This window comes from Nocardioides sp. BGA-UO-ETr-FS32 (assembly GCF_059567905.1).
Map to the genome: position 1 here is coordinate 736,029 of NZ_JCAQOX010000014.1, position 18,222 is coordinate 754,250.

Annotated in this window: 14 protein-coding genes; 9 read left to right on the plus strand and 5 right to left on the minus strand. The window is 72.2% G+C overall.

Going from position 1 to position 18,222, the window contains the following annotated elements:
- Positions 1-55 precede the first annotated feature (55 nt).
- Positions 56-4,909 (plus strand): NAD-glutamate dehydrogenase, encoded by a 4,854-nt coding sequence (locus AC57BS_RS13345; RefSeq protein WP_496411932.1) that lies wholly within the window; start codon positions 56-58, stop codon positions 4,907-4,909.
- 10 nt (positions 4,910-4,919) lie between these two features.
- Here the strand turns inward: AC57BS_RS13345 and AC57BS_RS13350 are convergent, their stop codons facing one another.
- Positions 4,920-5,690: a sulfite exporter TauE/SafE family protein gene (locus AC57BS_RS13350; protein WP_496411933.1), complete on the minus strand. Its 771-nt coding sequence runs from the start codon at positions 5,688-5,690 to the stop codon at positions 4,920-4,922.
- Entirely contained in the window at positions 5,687-6,400 is a 714-nt protein-coding gene (locus AC57BS_RS13355) for a FadR/GntR family transcriptional regulator (RefSeq protein ID WP_496411934.1), read from the minus strand. The genes AC57BS_RS13350 and AC57BS_RS13355 overlap by 4 nt, the downstream gene beginning before the upstream one ends.
- Before the next feature lie 120 nt (positions 6,401-6,520).
- Here AC57BS_RS13355 and AC57BS_RS13360 point away from each other — a divergent pair, with 120 nt between their 5' ends.
- The 3 genes from AC57BS_RS13360 to AC57BS_RS13370 are packed head-to-tail and all read left to right on the plus strand — an operon-like array spanning position 6,521 to position 10,489.
- Positions 6,521-7,843, plus strand: a complete 1,323-nt coding sequence (locus AC57BS_RS13360; protein ID WP_496411935.1) for an SLC13 family permease — start codon at positions 6,521-6,523, stop codon at positions 7,841-7,843.
- A 1-nt stretch (position 7,844) separates the two neighbouring features.
- The gene (locus tag AC57BS_RS13365) at positions 7,845-9,020 is read left to right on the plus strand and encodes a CaiB/BaiF CoA transferase family protein (RefSeq protein ID WP_496411936.1); all 1,176 of its coding nucleotides are present in this window, start codon (positions 7,845-7,847) and stop codon (positions 9,018-9,020) included.
- Positions 9,017-10,489 (plus strand): carboxyl transferase domain-containing protein, encoded by a 1,473-nt coding sequence (locus AC57BS_RS13370; protein WP_496411937.1) that lies wholly within the window; start codon positions 9,017-9,019, stop codon positions 10,487-10,489. The genes AC57BS_RS13365 and AC57BS_RS13370 overlap by 4 nt, the downstream gene beginning before the upstream one ends.
- 87 nt (positions 10,490-10,576) lie before the next feature.
- On the opposite strand, the gene ku is transcribed toward AC57BS_RS13370, so the two are convergent.
- Positions 10,577-11,527 carry a non-homologous end joining protein Ku gene (gene ku, locus AC57BS_RS13375; RefSeq protein WP_496411938.1) on the minus strand — a complete coding sequence of 317 codons (951 nt, stop codon included), beginning with the start codon at positions 11,525-11,527 and terminating at the stop codon, positions 10,577-10,579.
- 94 nt (positions 11,528-11,621) lie between these two features.
- Between ku and ligD (AC57BS_RS13380) the strand changes: the two genes are divergently transcribed.
- From ligD (AC57BS_RS13380) to AC57BS_RS13395, 4 genes are all read left to right on the plus strand, one after another.
- Entirely contained in the window at positions 11,622-12,536 is a 915-nt protein-coding gene (gene ligD, locus AC57BS_RS13380; RefSeq protein WP_496411985.1) for a non-homologous end-joining DNA ligase, read from the plus strand.
- Positions 12,533-13,447, plus strand: a complete 915-nt coding sequence (gene ligD / locus AC57BS_RS13385; RefSeq protein ID WP_496411939.1) for a non-homologous end-joining DNA ligase — start codon at positions 12,533-12,535, stop codon at positions 13,445-13,447. Before ligD (AC57BS_RS13380) ends, ligD (AC57BS_RS13385) begins: the two co-directional genes overlap by 4 nt.
- A gap of 111 nt (positions 13,448-13,558) precedes the next feature.
- Entirely contained in the window at positions 13,559-13,705 is a 147-nt protein-coding gene (locus AC57BS_RS13390; RefSeq protein ID WP_496411940.1) for a hypothetical protein, read from the plus strand.
- Between the two features lie 10 nt (positions 13,706-13,715).
- On the plus strand, positions 13,716-14,420 hold the full coding sequence (locus AC57BS_RS13395) for a response regulator transcription factor (RefSeq protein WP_496411941.1): 705 nt from the start codon (positions 13,716-13,718) through the stop codon (positions 14,418-14,420).
- 4 nt (positions 14,421-14,424) lie between these two features.
- Here the strand turns inward: AC57BS_RS13395 and AC57BS_RS13400 are convergent, their stop codons facing one another.
- Positions 14,425-15,816 (minus strand): FAD-binding oxidoreductase, encoded by a 1,392-nt coding sequence (locus AC57BS_RS13400; RefSeq protein WP_496411942.1) that lies wholly within the window; start codon positions 15,814-15,816, stop codon positions 14,425-14,427.
- Positions 15,816-16,925 carry a PIG-L family deacetylase gene (locus AC57BS_RS13405; protein ID WP_496411943.1) on the minus strand — a complete coding sequence of 370 codons (1,110 nt, stop codon included), beginning with the start codon at positions 16,923-16,925 and terminating at the stop codon, positions 15,816-15,818. The genes AC57BS_RS13400 and AC57BS_RS13405 overlap by 1 nt, the downstream gene beginning before the upstream one ends.
- 138 nt (positions 16,926-17,063) lie before the next feature.
- Between AC57BS_RS13405 and AC57BS_RS13410 the strand changes: the two genes are divergently transcribed.
- On the plus strand, positions 17,064-18,221 hold the full coding sequence (locus AC57BS_RS13410; RefSeq protein ID WP_496411944.1) for a response regulator transcription factor: 1,158 nt from the start codon (positions 17,064-17,066) through the stop codon (positions 18,219-18,221).
- The last annotated feature ends 1 nt before the right edge of the window (position 18,222 follow it).

Sequence of the window (18,222 nt, forward strand, 5' to 3'; positions counted from 1 at the left end):
ACGTGCAGCAAGGACCCCGTGTCATGGTGGTCACACATGGGTCTAGGGTCGGAGCGTGGCGACGCCTGAGGAGACCAAGGACCGACAGCTCGACGCAGCGACGGAGGCACGTCCCGAGTGGGGCGACCTGCTGCACGCCTACTACCGGCACGTGGCGCCGGAGGACGTCTCCGAGCGTTCCCCGGAGGACCTGCTCGGCGCCGTGTCGTCGCACCGCGAGCTCGCGTCGTCGCGGCCGCAGGGCACGGCCGCCGTACGGGTCGTGACGCCCACGATCGCCGACTCCGGGTGGTCGGCGTCGGGTCGCTCGGTGGTCGAGGTCGTCACCGACGACATGCCCTTCCTCGTCGACTCGGTCACGATGGAGCTCAACCGCCTCGGGCACACCGTGCACGCGGTCGTGCACCCGCAGTTCCACGTCGAGCGCGACATCACCGGCGAGCTCCAGCACGTCCACGCCCACGAGCCGCAGGCCGGCGCGCGCGACGGCGCCGAGTCGTGGATGCACGTCGAGATCGACCGCACCGACGACGACGAGGCCGCGGAGATCACCGAGGGGCTGCAGCGGGTGCTGCGCGACGTGCGCGAGTCCGTCGAGGACTGGGAGAAGATGCACGCGCAGGCCCTCGCGGTCGTCGCCGAGCTCGACCAGGACCCACCGCCCCTGTCGGCCGAGGAGCTGCGGCAGGGCCGCGACTTCCTGACCTGGCTCGCGGACGACCACTTCACGTTCCTCGGCTACCGGGAGTACCAGCTCGAGGCGGAGGAGGGGGCCCCGGACGAGTGCGGGCTGCGGGCCGTCCCCGGTTCCGGCCTCGGCATCCTGCGGCACGACCAGAACCTGTCGGCCTCGTTCGCCAAGCTGCCGCCGTTGGTCAAGGCCAAGGCCCGGGAGAAGAAGCTCCTGGTGCTGGCCAAGGCCAACTCGCGCGCCACCGTGCACCGCCCGGCCTACCTCGACTACGTCGGGGTGAAGACCTTCGGCCCCGACGGCGAGGTGGTCGGTGAGCGCCGGTTCCTCGGCCTGTTCTCCAGCGCCGCCTACACCGAGTCCGTCACCCGGATCCCGGTGCTGCGCGAGAAGGTCACCGAGGTGATGCAGCACGCCGGCTTCGACCCGCGCAGCCACGCCGGCAAGGCCCTCATGGACACGCTGGAGAACTACCCGCGCGACGAGCTGTTCCACACCTCGCCCGACGAGCTGGCGCCGGTCGCGCAGGACGTCATGAGCGCCCGCGAGCGTCGCCAGCTGCGCGCGTTCGTGCGCCGCGACACCTACGGCCGCTACGTCTCGGTCCTGGTCTACCTGCCCCGCGACCGCTACAGCACCGCCGTGCGCGAGCGGTTCTCCGACATCCTGCGCGACCAGCTCGGCGGCGAGCACGTCGAGTTCACCGCCCGGGTCAACGAGTCCACGACCGCCCGCGTGCACTTCGTGGTCCACCCGCCCAAGGGCTCCCACGTCCCCGAGATCGACGTCGCGGACCTCGAGCGCCGGCTGATGGAGGCCTCGCGCTCGTGGCGCGACGACTTCATGGCAGCCGTCGTCAACGAGTACGGCGTGGACCACGGCTCGCAGCTCGCGCGCGCCTGGGCCGATGCCTTCCCGGAGGCCTACAAGGAGGACTTCGACCCCTCGCGCGGATCGGCCGACCTCGGCCGGATCGAGGCGATCGAGGGTGGCGAGGGCATCGACCTCGCCCTCTTCGACCAGGACCAGCAGACCGGCACCTACCGCCGCGGCGAGTCGCGGCTCAAGGTGTTCCGGGTCGGGGAGCCGCTCTCGCTGAGCGCGGTGCTCCCGATGCTCACCTCGATGGGAGTCGAGGTCGTCGACGAGCGCCCCTACGAGCTCGCCGGCCTCGGCCGGCCGACCTACATCTACGAGTTCGGCCTGCGCCACGGCCGCGCCCTGTCGTCCCACGAGCGGACCCTGTTCGCCGAGGCGCTGCGCGCGGTCTGGGACGGCTACAACGAGATCGACGGCTTCAACCAGCTCGTCCTCGCGGCCGGCCTCACGTGGCGGCAGGCGACGGTGCTGCGGGCGTACGCCAAGTACGCACGCCAGGGCGGCTCGCCGTTCGCGCTCGACTACATCGAGGAGGCGCTGCGCAGCAACGTCGACATCACCCGGCTGCTCGTCGAGCTGTTCGAGTCGCGCTTCGACCCCGGCCGGGGCGACCGCGCGCTCGAGCACGACGCGGAGGCCCGGGTGTCCAAGGTCGAGGCGATCGAGGAGCGGCTCGCCCGCGCGCTCGACGAGGTGGTCAGCCTCGACCACGACCGCATCCTGCGCTCCTACCGCACGCTCGTCAGGGCGACGCTGCGCACCAACTTCTTCCAGCGTTCGGCCGACGGCGAGGTACACCCCTACATCTCCTTCAAGCTCGAGCCGTCGGCGATCCCCGACCTGCCCGAGCCGCGCCCGCGCTTCGAGATCTTCGTCTACAGCCCGCGGGTCGAGGGCTCGCACCTGCGCTTCGGCGCCGTCGCCCGCGGCGGCCTGCGCTGGTCGGACCGACGCGACGACTTCCGCACCGAGGTGCTCGGGCTGGTCAAGGCCCAGATGGTCAAGAACACCGTCATCGTGCCGGTCGGCGCGAAGGGCGCGTTCTTCTGCAAGCAGCTGCCCGACGCCTCCGACCGTGACGCGTGGATGGCCGAGGGTGTGGCCTGCTACAAGACGTTCATCTCCGGGCTGCTCGACATCACCGACAACCTCGTCGGGGGAGAGAACGTGCCCCCGCGCGACGTCGTACGCCACGACGGCGACGACTCCTACCTCGTCGTCGCGGCCGACAAGGGCACGGCGACGTTCTCCGACATCGCCAACGGCGTCGCGAAGGACTACGGCTTCTGGCTCGGCGACGCCTTCGCCTCGGGCGGGTCGGTCGGCTACGACCACAAGGCGATGGGAATCACCGCCAAGGGCGCGTGGGTCTCGGTGCAGCGGCATTTCCGCGAGATGGGCGTCGACTGCCAGGCCGAGGACTTCACCGCGGTCGGCATCGGCGACATGTCCGGCGACGTCTTCGGCAACGGCATGCTCTGCTCGGAGCACACCCGGCTGGTGGCGGCCTTCGACCACCGCGACATCTTCATCGACCCCGACCCCGACGCGGCCTCCTCGTACGCCGAGCGGCGCCGGCTCTTCGACCTGCCGCGATCGAGCTGGAAGGACTACGACTCCTCGCTGATCTCCGAGGGCGGTGGCGTCTGGTCGCGCTCTGCCAAGTCGATCCCGGTGTCGGCCCAGGCCCGCAAGGCGCTGGGGCTCGACGCCGGCGTCACCGCACTGACGCCCGCCGAGCTGATGAAGGCGATCCTGCTCGCCCCGGTCGACCTGCTCTGGAACGGCGGCATCGGCACCTACGTGAAGTCCTCGGAGGAGACCAACGCCGACGCCGGCGACAAGGCCAACGACGCGATCCGCGTCGACGGCCAGGACCTGCGCGCACGCTGCATCGGCGAGGGCGGCAACCTCGGCTTCACCCAGCTCGGCCGCGTGGAGTACGCCCGGTTCGGCGCCGACGGCGACGGCGGCCGGATGAACACCGACTTCATCGACAACTCGGCCGGCGTCGACACCTCCGACCACGAGGTCAACATCAAGATCCTCCTCGACCGGGTCGTGCGCTCGGGGGAGATGGACGAGGACGCCCGCAACGAGCTGCTGGCCGAGATGACCGAGGAGGTGGGCGAGCTGGTGCTGCGCGACAACTACGAGCAGAACCTCGCGCTCGCCAACGCCGAGGCGCACGCCCCGTCGCTGCTGCACGTCCACGAGGACTGGATGCGCGCGCTGGAGCGCCGCGGGGTGCTCAACCGCGACCTCGAGGGCCTGCCGTCGACCCGCCAGGTCAAGCGCCGGCTGGACCGCAAGCAGGCGCTGTCGGCTCCCGAGCTGTCGGTGCTGATGGCGTGGACCAAGATCGTCCTCGCCGACGAGCTGATCGAGTCCGACCTGCCCGACGACCCCTACCTGCGCGAGGACCTGCTCGCCTACTTCCCGAGCCGCATGAAGCCCGACCTCGAGGCGGCCATCGAGGACCACCCGCTGCGCCGCCAGATCATCGTGACCCAGGTCGTCAACGACCTCGTCAACGGCGCCGGCATGACGTTCTGGCCGCGGCTGCAGGGCGAGACCGGCGCCAACCCCGCCGACCTCACCCGCGCCAACTTCGTCGCCCGTGAGATCTTCGGGTCGCTTCCGATGCGCAAGGAGATCGCCGCGCTGGACAACCGGGTGCCGGCCGAGCGCCAGACCCGGATGCGGATCGAGATGCGTACGCTCGTCGAGCGCGCGTCACGGTGGCTGGTCACCAACCGCCGTCCGCCGCTCGACTCCAGCGCGACCGTCGAGTTCTTCCGCGGGCCCGTCCAGGCCGTGATGGCCGCACTGCCGAGCATCATGAGCGGCCGCGAGCTCGAGGACTTCCAGGCCCGGGAGAAGCGCCTCACCGACCACGGCGTGCCCGACGACCTCGCCTCGCGGGTCGCCGTCCTCGCCCCGGCGTACGCCCTGCTCGGCATCGTCGAGACCGCCGACCGGCTCGGCCTCGATCCGGTCGAGGTGGCGCGGGTCCACTTCGCGCTGGGGGAGCGGCTCGGGCTGCCGGCGCTGGTCGAGCGGATCTTCGCGCTGCCGCGCGACGACCGCTGGCAGACGATGGCGCGGGCGGCGGTGCGCGACGACCTCTACGGCGTGCACCAGCAGCTGACCGCCCAGGTGCTGGAGTCCACCAGCGCGGACGACTCGGCGCCCGCGCGGGTGGCCGAGTGGGAGAACGCCGACGAGGAGCTGATCGGCCGCTCGGCCGCGACCCTGGAGGAGATCTGCCGCGAGGACACCGCGGAGCTGGCCCGGCTGTCGGTCGGCCTGCGCGTCGTACGCGGCCTGCTGTCCTGACGTACGCAGGTCAGAACAGCAGGACGGCGGCGACGACGCCGGCCGCGACGACCGCCCAGCGGAACACGGCGTCCGGGAGCTTGCGACCGATCCGGGCGCCGACGTAGCCGCCGACCAGCGAGCCGGCGGCGAGCAGGGCGGCGACGTCCCAGCGCGGGTCGGCGACAAACACGAAGACGACGCCCGCGACGATGTTGCCGACCATCAGCGACAGCGTCTTGAGGCCGTTGACGATGCGCAGCTCGAGGTCGGTGCCGATGCCCAGCACCGCGACCATCATGACGCCGGCGCCGGCCCCGAAGTAGCCGCCGTAGACGCCCGTGACGGTGGCGAACGCCGTGGTGGCCGGCGACATGTGCCGCCGCTCGGCGAGCCGCTCGCCGTGACGCTGCTCGTGGCGCGTCCGCAGCCAGCGGGCGATCCGCGGCTGGACCCCGACGAGCAGGCAGGTGAACAGGATGAGGTACGGGACGATCGCCTCGAAGACGCCCGGAGGCAGGCCGAGCAGCAGCGCGGCCCCGATGAGGCCGCCCAGGGCGCACACCGCCACGATCGCCCGGGCGATCGGGCCCGCCTCACGGACCTCGTGGCGGTAGCCGAGGACGCCGCCGAGGCCGCCGGGGATCAGGCCGAGCGTGTTGGACACGTTGGCCACCACGGGCGGCAGGCCCAGCGCGACGAGCACGGGAAAGCTCAGGAGCGAGGCCACGCCGACCGTCGAGGACAGCACTCCGGCGCCCAGCCCGGTCAGCAGCACCAGGACGGCCTCCGGCCCGCTCACTCCTCCTCGCGCAGCAGGGCGACGTCGCTGACCATCTCGACGTGGGCGTGCATCGCGGCGGACGCGGCCCGGGGGTCACCGGCGCGGATCGCCTCGGCGATGGCCCGGTGGCCGGCCAGCGAGTCCTGCGGGCGCCCCGGTTGGCCGAGCGACTCGAGACGGGTCTCCTTGACCAGGTCGCCGATCTCGTCCATCAGTCGTGCGAGCAGCAGCGAGTGGGACGCGGCGGTGACGGCGCCGTGGAAGCGCTCGTCGCCCTCGACGCCCCGGCCGCCGGCCGCGATGTCGGCCTCCATGAAGGCCAGCGCGTCGTCGATCCGCGCGAGGTCGTCCTCGGTGCGGCGGACGGCGGCGAGCGCGGCGATCTTGGTCTCGAGCGCGTCGCGGGTCTCGATGACCTCGGGCAGCCGGTCGGCGTGGCTGCGGATCGCCTCGACGATGCGGGTCGAGGTCTGGTGGCGCGCGGTGACGACGGTCCCGTCGCCGTGGCGTACCTCCACGACCCCCACCACCTCGAGCGCGACGAGCGCCTGGCTGAGCGTGGCCCGGCTGACGCCGAGGCGCTGGGCGAGCTCGCGCTCGGGCGGGAGCTTGTCCCCGGCCCGGAGCCCGTTGTCGCCGATCCAGGCGGAGATCTGCCCGGCCACCTGCTCGTAGAGGCGGGTGCGCATCAACCGGGGAGGGAACGGCGAGCCGGACGGGTCGGACATGGCACCACCCTATTGACGACAGGCTCATTGTGCTATTGGCTAGGCCACTGAGCCAGCAGTGTGACGAGGGCCACCCCCCGCGACCTCGCCGTGCCGGCACTAACTCGGAAGGCAACGACTATGGGTCCGGAATGGATTGCGATCATCGCGCTCGTCGCGCTGTTCGTCGTCGGCACCGTGCTGCCGATCAACATGGGAGCGCTGGCCTACGTGGCCGCGTGGTTCGTGGGCATGTACGCCCTCGACCTCGACGAGAAGGAGATCATCGCCGGCGTCAGCGGTGACCTGATCCTCACGCTCATCGGCGTCACCTATCTCTTCGCCATCGCGCGCAACAACGGCACGGTCGACCTGATCGTGCGGACCGCCGTCAAGGGCGTGGGCGGGCGCGTGGCGCTCATCCCGTGGGTGATGTTCGCCGTCACCGCCGTCCTCACGGGCATCGGCGCCGTCAGCCCCGCGGCCTGCGCGATCATCGGCCCCATCGCGCTCGGCTTCGCCGGTCGCTACGGCATCAGCCCGCTGATGATGGGCATGTTCGTGGTGCACGGCGCGCAGGCCGGCGGCTTCTCGCCGATCAGCATCTACGGCGTCATCACCAACACCGTGATGCGGGACGCGGGCCTGCCGTCCAGCGAGATCACCGTCTTCCTCGCCAGCCTGGTGGTGAACACCATCATGGCGGCGATCCTCTTCGTGGTCCTCGGTGGCCGCAAGCTGATGGCGATGCGGATCGACCCCGACGAGCCCGACACCCTCGACGAGGACCTGCACCGCGGCGGCGCCACCGTCCCGGCCCGCGGCTACGGCACGACCACGCCCGTCGGCACGCAGGCCCACGGCGTGCGCCGCGACCAGGTGCTCACCCTCGTCGCCTTCGTCGCGGTCGCGCTCGTCGCGCTGGTCTTCGACAAGAACATCGGCTTCGTCGCGATCACCGCGGCCGTGATCCTGGCCATGCTCAACGCCGACGAGCACAAGGACGCGATCAAGCAGATCGCCTGGCCGACCGTGCTGCTGGTCGCCGGCGTCAGCACCTACGCCACCATCCTCACGACGGCGGGCTCGCCCGAGTTCGTCGGCAACTGGGCCGCCGGCCTCGGCGCCGTGGCCATCGGAGCGCTCGTCCTCTGCTACGTCGGCGGCGTCGTCTCGGCGTTCGCCTCGTCGACGGCGCTGCTGCCGGTGATCATCCCGATCGGCGTGCCGCTCATCGCCGACGGCGGCATCAACGCGGCCCTCTTCGTCGCAGCGCTCGCCGTGTCGTCGACCATCGTGGACGTCAGCCCGTTCAGCACCAACGGCGCGCTGATGCTCGCCAACAGGCCCGACTCCATCAGCGAGCCGGTCTACTACAAGCAGATCCTCGGCTACGGAGTGATCGTCACCCTGGTCGGCCCGCTGCTCGTCTGGGCTGCCCTCGTCCTCCCCGGATGGAGCTGACATGACCGGCCCCCTCTCCGACCTCCTCGTCGTCGACCTCACCCGCGCCCTGGCAGGGCCGCACGCCACCCAGATGCTGGGCGACCTCGGCGCCCGCGTGATCAAGGTCGAGGCGCCCGGCAGCGGCGACGACACGCGTGGGTGGGGGCCGCCGTTCGTCGGCGAGCCCGATGCCCGCCAGTCGACCTACTTCCTCTGCACCAACCGCAACAAGGAGTCCATCGCGCTCGACCTCAAGGACGAGGGCGACAAGGACGTGCTGGTCGGCCTCGTCGAGCGTGCCGACGTGCTGGTGGAGAACTTCCGCACGGGCGTCCTCGAGCGCCTCGGCCTCGGGATCGAGGAGCTGATGCGCCGCAACCCGCGCCTCGTCGTGCTGTCGATCACCGGCTTCGGCCACGACGGCCCAGAGGGCGGGCGCGCCGGCTACGACCAGATCGCCCAGGGGGAGGCCGGCCTGATGTCCCTCACCGGCTCGGGCCCCGACGATCCGCAGCGCGTCGGCGTACCGATCGCGGACCTGCTGTCCGGGATGTACGGCGCGTACGGCGTGCTCGCGGCGCTGCACGAGCGCGACCGCACCGGCAAGGGCACCGTCGTGCGTACGTCGCTGCTGGCCTCGGTCGTCGGCGTGCACGCCTTCCAGGGCACGCGGTGGACCGTGGCCGGCGAGGTCGGCCGCGCCCAGGGCAACCACCACCCCTCGATCGCGCCCTACGGCCTGTTCCACTGCCGCGACGGCGCGGTGCAGATCGCGCTCGGCAGCGAGGGCCTGTGGAAGAAGTTCTGCGCGGGCTTCGGCCTCGACCCCGACGCCGAGGGCCTGGCCACCAACGGCGAGCGCGTCGGTCGGCGTGAGCAGGTGATCGACGTCGTCGAGCAGGCGTTCGCCGACTGGGACGCAGAGCCGCTGCTCGCGCGCCTCGCCGAGATCGGGATCCCGGCCGGCAAGGTGCGCAGCCTCGACGAGGTCTACGAGTGGGACCAGGTCGCCAGCCAGGGACTGCTGGTCGACGTGGAGCACCCCACGCTGGGCGGGATCACCCTCCCCGGCCCGCCGCTGCGGTTCTTCGACGCGGGGGGCACCGAGGTGACGCGACGCGACCACGTCGCCCCGCCGCTGCTCGACCAGCACGCCGACGAGATCCGCGCCTGGGTCGGCGGGGGTGGAGCGTGAGCAAGCGCTGGACGGCGCACGAGCTGCTCGACCTGGTACTCGACGAGAGCACCTTCCGCTCGTGGGACGAGCCGGTCGACCTGTCGTACGCCGACGCCGACTACCGCGTTGTCCTCGAGGCGGCGGCCGCCAAGGCCGACACCGACGAGTCCGTGCTCACCGGCCGCGGCGAGGTTCGTGGCCGGCCGGTGGCGGTGGTGGTCAACGAGTTCCGCTTCCTCGCCGGCTCGATCGGCCGCGCCGCCGCCGACCGGATCACCGCGGCGGTGCGCCGCGCCACGGCTGAGGGACTGCCACTGCTGGCCAGCACCGCGTCGGGCGGCACCCGGATGCAGGAGGGCACGCCGGCCTTCGTGCGGATGGTCGAGATCTCCCGCGCGCTGATGGACCACCGTGCGGCCGGCCTGCCCTACCTCGTGCACCTGCGCCACCCCACCACCGGCGGCGTGTACGCCTCGTGGGGCTCGCTCGGCCACGTCACCGTCGCCGAGCCGGGCGCCCTCGTCGGGTTCCTCGGGCCGAAGGTCTACGAGGGGCTCAACGGCCGGCCGTTCCGACCGGGGGTGCAGGTGGCGGAGAACCTCGCCGCGGCCGGCGTCATCGACGGCGTCGTCGCCGCCGAGGACCTGCCGGAGATGGTCGACCAGGCCCTCGCCGTGCTCGTGGACGCGCCCGGCCCGGGCCGCCTGCCGATCCGCGCGAAGCGCCCGCTCGGCGACCACGCCGCTTGGGACAGCGTCGAGCGCACCCGGCGTACGGACCGCGCAGGCGTCCGCGACCTGCTGGCCCACGGCGCCGCCGGCACGCTCCAGCTGCGGGGGACGGAGAAGGGCGAGCGGGACTCCACCGTCCTCGTCGCGCTGACCCGCCTCGACGACCAGCCGTGCGTCGTCATCGGCCAGGACCGCTCACGCCAGGTGCCCGGGCACGCGATGGGCCCCGGTGCGCTGCGCGAGGCCCGCCGCGGGATGAAGATCGCCCAGGAGCTCGGGCTGCCGCTCGTCAGCGTCATCGACACCCCCGGCGCCGAGCTCTCGCCCGACGCCGAGGAGCGCGCGCTCGCCGGCGAGATCGCCCGCTGCATCGCGGCGCTGACCACGATGACGGTGCCGACGATCTCTGTGATCCTCGGCCAGGGCTGCGGGGGAGGGGCGCTCGCGTTCCTGCCCGCGCGGACGGTCATCGCGACCGAGCACGCCTGGCTCTCGCCGCTCCCGCCCGAGGGGGCCAGCCTCATCGTGCACGGGGACGTCACCCACGCCGCCGAGATGGCCTCCCGCCAGCGCGTACGCGCGACGGACCTGCTCGCCGACGGAGTGGTGCAGCACGTGGTGCCCGAGGTCGACGGCGAGTCCCCGCGCGACCTGGCCGTCGCGGTGGCCGCCGAGATCGGCGCCCGGCTGCGTGAGCTGACGGGGCGTACGCCGGTGGCCCACGCCTCCCGAGGATGCTGGCGGAGCGGTGAGTGACGCAGGTTCTGAGCGCGCAGAACGTGTCTCACTCACCGCTCGCACGAGCAGGGCAGGCCCGCCGGGGCAGGCACCCCGGCGGAAGCCTCAGCTGGCCTTCTTGGCCTGCTTCTTCGCGGCCGTCTTCTTGGCGGCGGTCTTCTTGGCCGGGGCCTTCTTGGCGGGCGCCTTCTTGGCAGCGGACTTCTTCGCCGGAGCCTTCTTGGCGGCCGACTTCTTCGCGGGCTCGTCGTCGGACTCGCCGGCGTCCTCCCCGCGGGCGGTCTTGGCCGCGGCGACGGACTTCTGGAGCGCGGCGAGCAGGTCGACGACCTCGCCGGAGGTCTTGGTGGAGGTCTCGGTGCGCTTGATCTCGCCGCCCTCGATCTTGGACTTCACCAGGGCCTCGACGGCGCCGGCGTAGTCGTCCTCGAACTCGGTCGCGTCGAAGTCGCCCGCGAGGGTCTCGACGAGCATGTGGGCCATCTTGACCTCTTGCGGCTTGGCGTCGTCGACCTCGACCTTGAAGTCGGGCGTGCGCACCTCGTCGGGCCACATCATCGTCTGGAGCACGATGACCTCGCCGGCCTCGGTCTCGCGCACGCGGAGCACCGCGATCGTGGTGCGCTGGCGCAGCGCGACGGTCACCACCGCCATCCGGTCGGCGTCCTTGAGCGCCTGGCGGAGGAGCGCGTACGGCTTGGCTCCGGCGCCCTCGGGCTCGAGGTAGTAGGACTTCTCGAAGAGCAGCGGGTCGATCTGCTCGCGCGGCACGAACTTCTCCACCGCGATCTCGCGCGACGACGTGGAGGGCAGCTCGGCCATGTCGTCGTCGGTGAGGATGACCATCTCGCCGTCCTCGGTCTCGTAGCCCTTGGCGATGTCGGCGTAGGCCACCTCCTCCCCGTCGAGCGAGCAGACCCGCTGGTACTTGATCCGGCCGCCGTCCTTGGCGTGCACCTGCCGGAAGGACACGTCGTGGCTCTCGGTGGCGGCATAGAGCTTCACCGGGACACTCACCAGGCCGAAGGAGACAGCACCCTTCCAGATCGCGCGCATGCTCCGACGATAGCCGTCACGTCGGACACGCGTCTCCTGCAAAGGGATGACCTGGGCACGGGCGGGCGGATGCCAGACTGGCCGCGTGCGCCCGATGCTCGCCAGCAAGACCGACCGCGTGCCCGCCGGCGCGCAGTGGCTGCACGAGGTGAAGTGGGACGGCGTGCGCGTCCTCGTCGACGTCCGCGACGGCGCCGTGAAGATGACGAGCCGCAACGACAACGACGTCACACCCGCCTGGCCGGACCTGAGCGACCCGCCGCTCGGGATGCGTGACCTGCTCGTCGACGGCGAGGTGATCGCGCTCAACGACCGCGGCGTCCCCGACTTCCGCGTCCTCCAGCACCGCATGCACGTGCGCAACGCCAGGGAGGTCGCGCGGCTGGTGAAGTCCGTCCCTGCGACGCTCATGGTTTTCGACCTGCTCCGTCTCGACGGCGAGGACCTGACCGACCGGCCGCTGGAGGAGCGCCGCGCACTCCTGGAGGAGCTCCCGCTCGCCGAGTCGAGGTGGCAGGTCCCGGCGGCCTACGACGACGGCGACATGCTCTTCGACGCCACGCTGCAGCAAGGGCTCGAGGGCGTGGTGAGCAAGCGGCGTACGTCGCGCTACCGGTTCGACCAGCGCAGCGAGGACTGGCGCAAGCTCGCCCACCGGCACCGCGGCTCGTTCGTCGTCGGGGGCTGGCGCCCGCAGGTCGGCACGCCCGACCGGCTGGCCGCGCTGGTCGTCGGCGAGCCCACCCCCGACGGCCTGCTCTACCGCGGCCGGGTCGGCAGCGGCATCGCCGGCGCCACCAGCGCCCGGCTCGCCGCCCTGCTCGCCCCGCTCGCGACCGACGCCTCGCCCTTCGCCGACGAGGTGCCGCGCGTGGACGCCGCCGGCACGTTCTGGGTCGAGCCCCGCGTCGTCGTCGACATCGACACCCACGGCCTCGGCTACGAGCGCCTGCGCCAGCCGTCCTTCCAGGGCGTGCGCGACGACCTGTCCCCGGAGGACCTGGGGTGACGCCGACGAACGAGGTGCAGGTCGACGTCGAGGGCCGCACCCTCACCATCAGCAACCTCGGCAAGGTCCTCTACCCGCGCACCGGCACCACCAAGGGCGAGGTGCTCAACTACTACGCACAGGTCTCGCCCGTCCTGCTCCCGCACCTCAAGGACCGCGCCGTCACCCGCATCCGCTGGCCGCACGGGGTCGAGGGGTCGAGCTTCTTCGAGAAGAACGCGCCGGCCGGCACCCCGTCCTGGGTGCGTACGGTCGAGGTCTCCACCACCGGCTCGCGCACCGGCAAGGGCGACGGCACGCTCCGGTTCCCGATCTGTGACGACCTGGCGACCCTGACGTGGCTGGCCAACCTCGCCGCCCTCGAGCTGCACGTGCACCAGTGGACCGTCGACGCGAAGGGTGTGCCGCGCAACCCCAACCGCATCGTCATCGACCTCGACCCGGGCGAGCCGGCGGGCCTGCACGAGTGCGCACAGGTGGCGCTGCTCGTACGTGAGGCGCTCGCCGCGCGCGGCCTGACGTGCTCGCCGGTGGCGAGCGGCAGCAAGGGGCTGCACCTGTACGCCCCGGTGCCCGACACCGGCCGGAAGAGCCTCGACAGCGAGGGCACGACGGCGCTGGCCAGGGAGGTCGCCGAGGCGCTCCAGCGGGAGCACCCCGACCTGGTCACCGCGACGATGACCAAGGCCAAGCGGCCGGGGAAGGTGTTCCTCGACTGGTCGCAGAACTCCGGCTCCAAGACCACGATCTCGCCGTACTCGCTGCGCGGGCGCGAGCGGCCCACCGTCGCCGCCCCGCTGACGTGGGGCGAGGTGGAGGAGGGCGCCGAGGACGACCTCGCGCTCGAGCAGCTCACCATGGAGCAGGTGCTCGAGCGGGTGGCTGGGCTGGGCGACGTCTTCGAAGCGTGACGGAGGTTCCTCGACGACCGAGGGGCTCTCGTGTCCGACACGGTTGAATCCTTTACCGGCTGTGACCGTCACGAGGGGCTGATGTGGGTGTGGTGACCAGATGCTCTACCCATGTCCCGCTTCCTGCTGATCCCGATCGCGGTGATCCTTGCTGCCGGCGGCGTGCTCCTCGGCCCGGGCGAGGACACCCCCGCCTCGCCGGCCCAGACGAGCATCACGCCCGCGGGCGACACGGGCATTCGACTCACCAACCGCTGACCCTCCCTCTATGCTCGACGCCATGGTGCACGACGTGCTGGTGGTTGAGGACGAGGAAGACATCGCCGTACCCCTCATGCGCACCTTGGAGCGGGAGGGCTACGAGGTCACCCGCGTCTCGGGTGGGGCAGAGGCCGTGTCGTTCGTCGTCGACGAGGGGCCGGCGGTGGTCATCCTCGACCTCGGCCTGCCCGACATGGACGGCATCGACGCGTGCCGCCAGATGCGGTCCGGGGGATACCTGGGCGGGATCATCATGGTCACCGCCCGCGCCGGCGAGCTCGACCGCGTGGTCGGCCTCGACGTCGGTGCCGACGACTACCTCGCCAAGCCGTTCGGCCTCGCCGAGCTGCTGGCGCGGGTGCGCGCGCTGCTGCGCCGCAGCGGCAACGCCCCCGCGCCCGACGACACCACCGTCACCACGTCCTCCGGCCTCAAGATCGACGCCGGCTCGCGCCGCGTCCACCTCCGCGAGCGCGAGATCGCGCTGACCGCCAAGGAGTTCGACGTCCTTGCCGTCCTCGCGTCCAACCACGACAAGGTCGTGCCGCGCGAGACCCTGATGAACCAGGTCTGGGACCAGAACTGGTACGGCTCGACCAAGACCCTCGACGTCACGATCGGTCGCCTGCGCAGCAAGCTCGAGGCCGCGGAGGCCGGTGAGAAGGTCGTGGCCATCCGCGGCGTCGGCTTCCGGCTCGAGACCGGCAGCTGATCCGTCAGCGCACCGGGTGGTTGGCCGCGAAGACGCCGGCCGGATCCACCGCGGCACGTACCTCCCGGAGCCGCTGCCACGACGCGGCGTCGTACGCGGTGCTGGTGTCGACCGGTCCCTCGCTGAAGTTGAGGAAGCGGCCGTCGTTCGACCACGGACGCATCGCGGCCGTCACCGCCTCCGCGTCCGCGAGCCCCCGGGCGGCCATCTCCGGCGTGGCCGCGACCGCCACGCAGAACAGGGCGTAGTCGGCCGGCAGGTGTGACAGCGCGGAGTCCGGGCGGGACCTCCCGAGGGCACCTCCGAGGTGCCGCAGCTCGGCGAAGAGCAGCGACGTCGAGGAGCCGGGCCCGACCTCCGCCAGGAGGGCGGACACCGCCTCGTCGGTGAGGGACGCGACCATGGCGTGGTCCGAGACGGCCGGCGTCGGTCCGGGCGGGTCCATGTGGATGCCGACCAGGCCGGCTGCCGGCATCCGGGCGAACGTGTCCATCTCGGGCATGAGCGCACGCAGCGGGGCCAGGATCTCGACCGCCCGCTCGTCCGACTCGAGCACCGCTCCGTCGACCACGACGAGCTGTCGTCCGCTCAGGAACGGGGGCAGCTCCGGCAGGGGCGGGAAGCTCATCACGCGGATCGAGGTGGTGACCGAGTCCGGGAGGTCGCGCGTCCACTGGGCCCAGGTCGCGAGGACCTCGGGTGCGTGCTCGCGGTCCCAGAGCAGCATGCCCCCGTACACGTCGGTGACGGGCAGCAGCCCGAACTCGAGGGCGGTGACCACGCCGAGGTTGCCCCCGCCGCCGCGCAGCGCCCAGAAGAGCTCCGGGTGGTGGTCGGCGTCGGCGCGGACCAGCTCACCGTCAGCGGTGACCAGCTCGACGGCCGTCAGCATGCCCGCCGCCAGCCCGTGCTGCCGGGCGTACCAGGACAGGCCGCCACCGAGGGTGTAGCCGGCCACCGCCACGTCGTGCGAGCTGCCGTGCAGCGCGGCGAGGCCGTGCTCGGAGGCAGCGGCGACCACGTCGCGCCACAGCGTGCCGCCGATGACCCGCGCCTGCCGGCGCTCCGGGTCGATCGAGACCCCGGTCATCTCCGAGAGCCTGACGAGCACGACGTCGTCGAGCCCCGCCGCGGCGAGCGGGGCGGCGTTGTGCCCGGTGCTCTGGGGCGCGACCCGCAGCCCGGCCGCGACGGCCGCGCGTACGACGGCGGCGACCTCCGCCGCGGAGTGGGGTACGGCGACCGCTGCGGGCCGCTGGTCGACGGAGACGTTCCACGGCGTCCGGGCGCCGTCGTAGCCGGCGTCGCCCGGGAGGTGGACGCCTCCGGAGCAGAGGCCACGGAGGGACTCCGCCGCGCTGGTGGTGCGGGTGTCGAGAGTGATCTCGAGGGTCATCACAGTTCCTTCTTCTCAGGTGTTGCGTTCTGGTGGTGGGTCTGGGTCCGGCTCGGGGTGAGCCAGCTGTGCTCGATCGGTCCGCCGGGCCACGGCGGGTCGACGCGCCGGAGGCGGTCGACGGCGAGGAAGCCGTGCTGGAGCTCCTCGTCCATCGCCTCGAAGGGCGGCACCTGCGAGGAGTGGGCGCGGATGGCGCGCCACCGCAGGTCGAGCAGGTCGGCGACGTCGACGACGGTCGTGAGCTCCGCGTCCGGGGTGCCGAGCGAGTCGAGCCCGGTGAACTCGGTCATCAGCGACCGCGCGAGGCAGAACAGGTAGGTGCTCCCCGGTCGGTGGGTCGCCAGGTCCATCGCGGCGAGCGTGGCGTCGCGCATGGCCGCGTGGTCGCGGTGGCCGTCGCTCGCGTCCAGCGTCACCACGACGTCGGGACGGACGTCGTCGACCAGGCTCGCGACGCGGCGGGTCAGCTCGAGTCGATCGGCTGCGGCGAGGGATCCGGGAGCCGGCTCCCCGTCGACGCCCGAGTCGAGGTAGTCGAGCAGCTCCACGCGTTCGACGCCGAGCAGGCCGCAGGCCTTGCGCAGCTCGGCCTCCCGGGCCACCGGCAGCTCCTGCCGGCTCAGCCCGCTGGCGGGGGAGGGCTCGCCGAGCTCGCCGCGCGTGGCACAGACGACGGTGCTCGTGACTCCGTTGGCGCTGGCGTGGGCGAGGAGCGAGCCGCAGCCGAATGCCTCGTCGTCCGGGTGGGCCACCACGACGAGCAGACGGCGGGCTCGGTCGGCGGCCACGGCGTCGAGGGCGACGGTCATGCCGGGGACCGGCAAGGTCGGGACCTCGGTGACCGACACCACGGGAGCCGCCGTCGTCGCGCCGAGGCGATCGGTGAGGACGTCGTACACGTCCATCAGCCGAGCCATGTCGGTGGTGCGGACGCGCAGCTCGACGAGGTCCTCGGGACGCAGGCGCGCCAGGGAGAGCTGCTCCTCGACCCTGGCGAGCGTCAGGGCCAGCTGGGCGGCGTCGTCGTCCTCGTGGACGAGGCGCCCTCGGTCGTCCAACGGCCCCTGGGGTGGGAGCGGCAGAAGGATGGGGGCTGCGGTGGTCATGGCTCAACGGTCGCCTCGCCGGCGGCCCGCGGACCATCCCACGACGCCCGAGACCTTCGGCCCGTACGCGCTGGGTGGTCCAGACAGCCCAGATATCTGGGATGCCGCCTGGGGCCGGTCTCCCGGACACTTGGCGTCGTGCTGAGCGGTCTGATGGCGGAGCGCGTCCGACGGGACGTCGAGGTCGTCGCGCGCGCCGGTCTCGAGATCGACACCTTCCTCGAGGAGTCCATCGCCTCGATCAGCCGGGCGGTCCCCTTCACCAGTGCCTGCCTGGCGACGGTCGACCCCAGCACCAGGCTGCTGACGGGAGCGCGGAAGTACGGCGACCTCCTCGGGCGCAACGACCACGACCACGAGTTCGGGCTGGTCGAGTACGGCGAGAGCGAACCCACCGCCTTCGTGTCGATGGCCGAGAGCCGGGTCGACGCGGCCGGCGTGCACATGTCGACCGCGGGCAACATCGAGGCGTCGCCGCGGCTGTCGCGCTTCATCGAGCCGCACTTCGGCTACACCGACGAGATGCGTGCGGTCTGCCGCGAGGGCGACCGGGTGTGGGGCGGCCTCGCCCTCTTCCGCGAGCCCGGGGTGGCACCCTTCGGCGAGGCCGAGATCGACTTCATGGCCACGCTGGCGCACCACCTCGCCCTCGGCCTGCGGTCGGGGATGCTGGCCGCGCTTGCGGGCTCGACCGCTCCGACGTCGGCCTCCGGGCCGGCCGTGCTCATCGTCGGTGGCGACGACTCCATCCGGCAGACCAGCCTTGGCGCCGACGAGCGCCTGGCCGACCTGCTCGCCGGGCAGAACAGCGGCGCACCGGCCGCGATCATCGCCGCGCTCGTCGGTGCGGCCCGTCGCTTCGCCCGCGGCGAGAGCAGCGTGCCGCCGCGCAGTCGCGTCCGCGGTGCGAGCGGGATGTGGCTGGTGCTGCACGCCTCGCCCCTGACCGCGCTGGGTGAGCACGAGGGCGACGTGGTGATCACGATCGAGGAGGCCAGGCCACCCGAGATCGTCCCGCTCGTCGTGGCGGCGTTCGACCTGACCCCCCGCGAGCGGGACGTGACGCAGCTGGTGCTGCAGGGGGTGGACACCAAGGCCATCGCCGAGACGATGCACGTCTCGACCTACACCGTCCAGGACCACCTCAAGTCGGTCTTCGACAAGGCGGACGTCCGCAGTCGCCGCGAGCTGATCTCCCGCATCTACTTCGACCAGTACGTGCCGCGGATGGGATCAGAGCTCGGCCCGTCCGGGTGGTTCACCAGCCACGAGCCGCCCGCCCTCGGGGCCGGGTGAC

Excerpts from the sequence above, each read along its gene's own strand:
- AC57BS_RS13355 (WP_496411934.1), bottom strand. The coding sequence starts at position 6,400 with ATGTCCGACCCGTCCGGCTCGCCGTTCCCTCCCCGGTTGATGCGCACC.
- AC57BS_RS13360 (WP_496411935.1), top strand. The coding sequence starts at position 6,521 with ATGGGTCCGGAATGGATTGCGATCATCGCGCTCGTCGCGCTGTTCGTC.
- AC57BS_RS13365 (WP_496411936.1), top strand. The coding sequence starts at position 7,845 with ATGACCGGCCCCCTCTCCGACCTCCTCGTCGTCGACCTCACCCGCGCC.
- ku (WP_496411938.1), bottom strand. The coding sequence starts at position 11,527 with ATGCGCGCGATCTGGAAGGGTGCTGTCTCCTTCGGCCTGGTGAGTGTC.
- ligD (WP_496411985.1), top strand. The coding sequence starts at position 11,622 with ATGCTCGCCAGCAAGACCGACCGCGTGCCCGCCGGCGCGCAGTGGCTG.
- AC57BS_RS13390 (WP_496411940.1), top strand. The coding sequence starts at position 13,559 with ATGTCCCGCTTCCTGCTGATCCCGATCGCGGTGATCCTTGCTGCCGGC.
- AC57BS_RS13395 (WP_496411941.1), top strand. The coding sequence starts at position 13,716 with ATGCTCGACGCCATGGTGCACGACGTGCTGGTGGTTGAGGACGAGGAA.
- AC57BS_RS13400 (WP_496411942.1), bottom strand. The coding sequence starts at position 15,816 with ATGACCCTCGAGATCACTCTCGACACCCGCACCACCAGCGCGGCGGAG.
- AC57BS_RS13405 (WP_496411943.1), bottom strand. The coding sequence starts at position 16,925 with ATGACCACCGCAGCCCCCATCCTTCTGCCGCTCCCACCCCAGGGGCCG.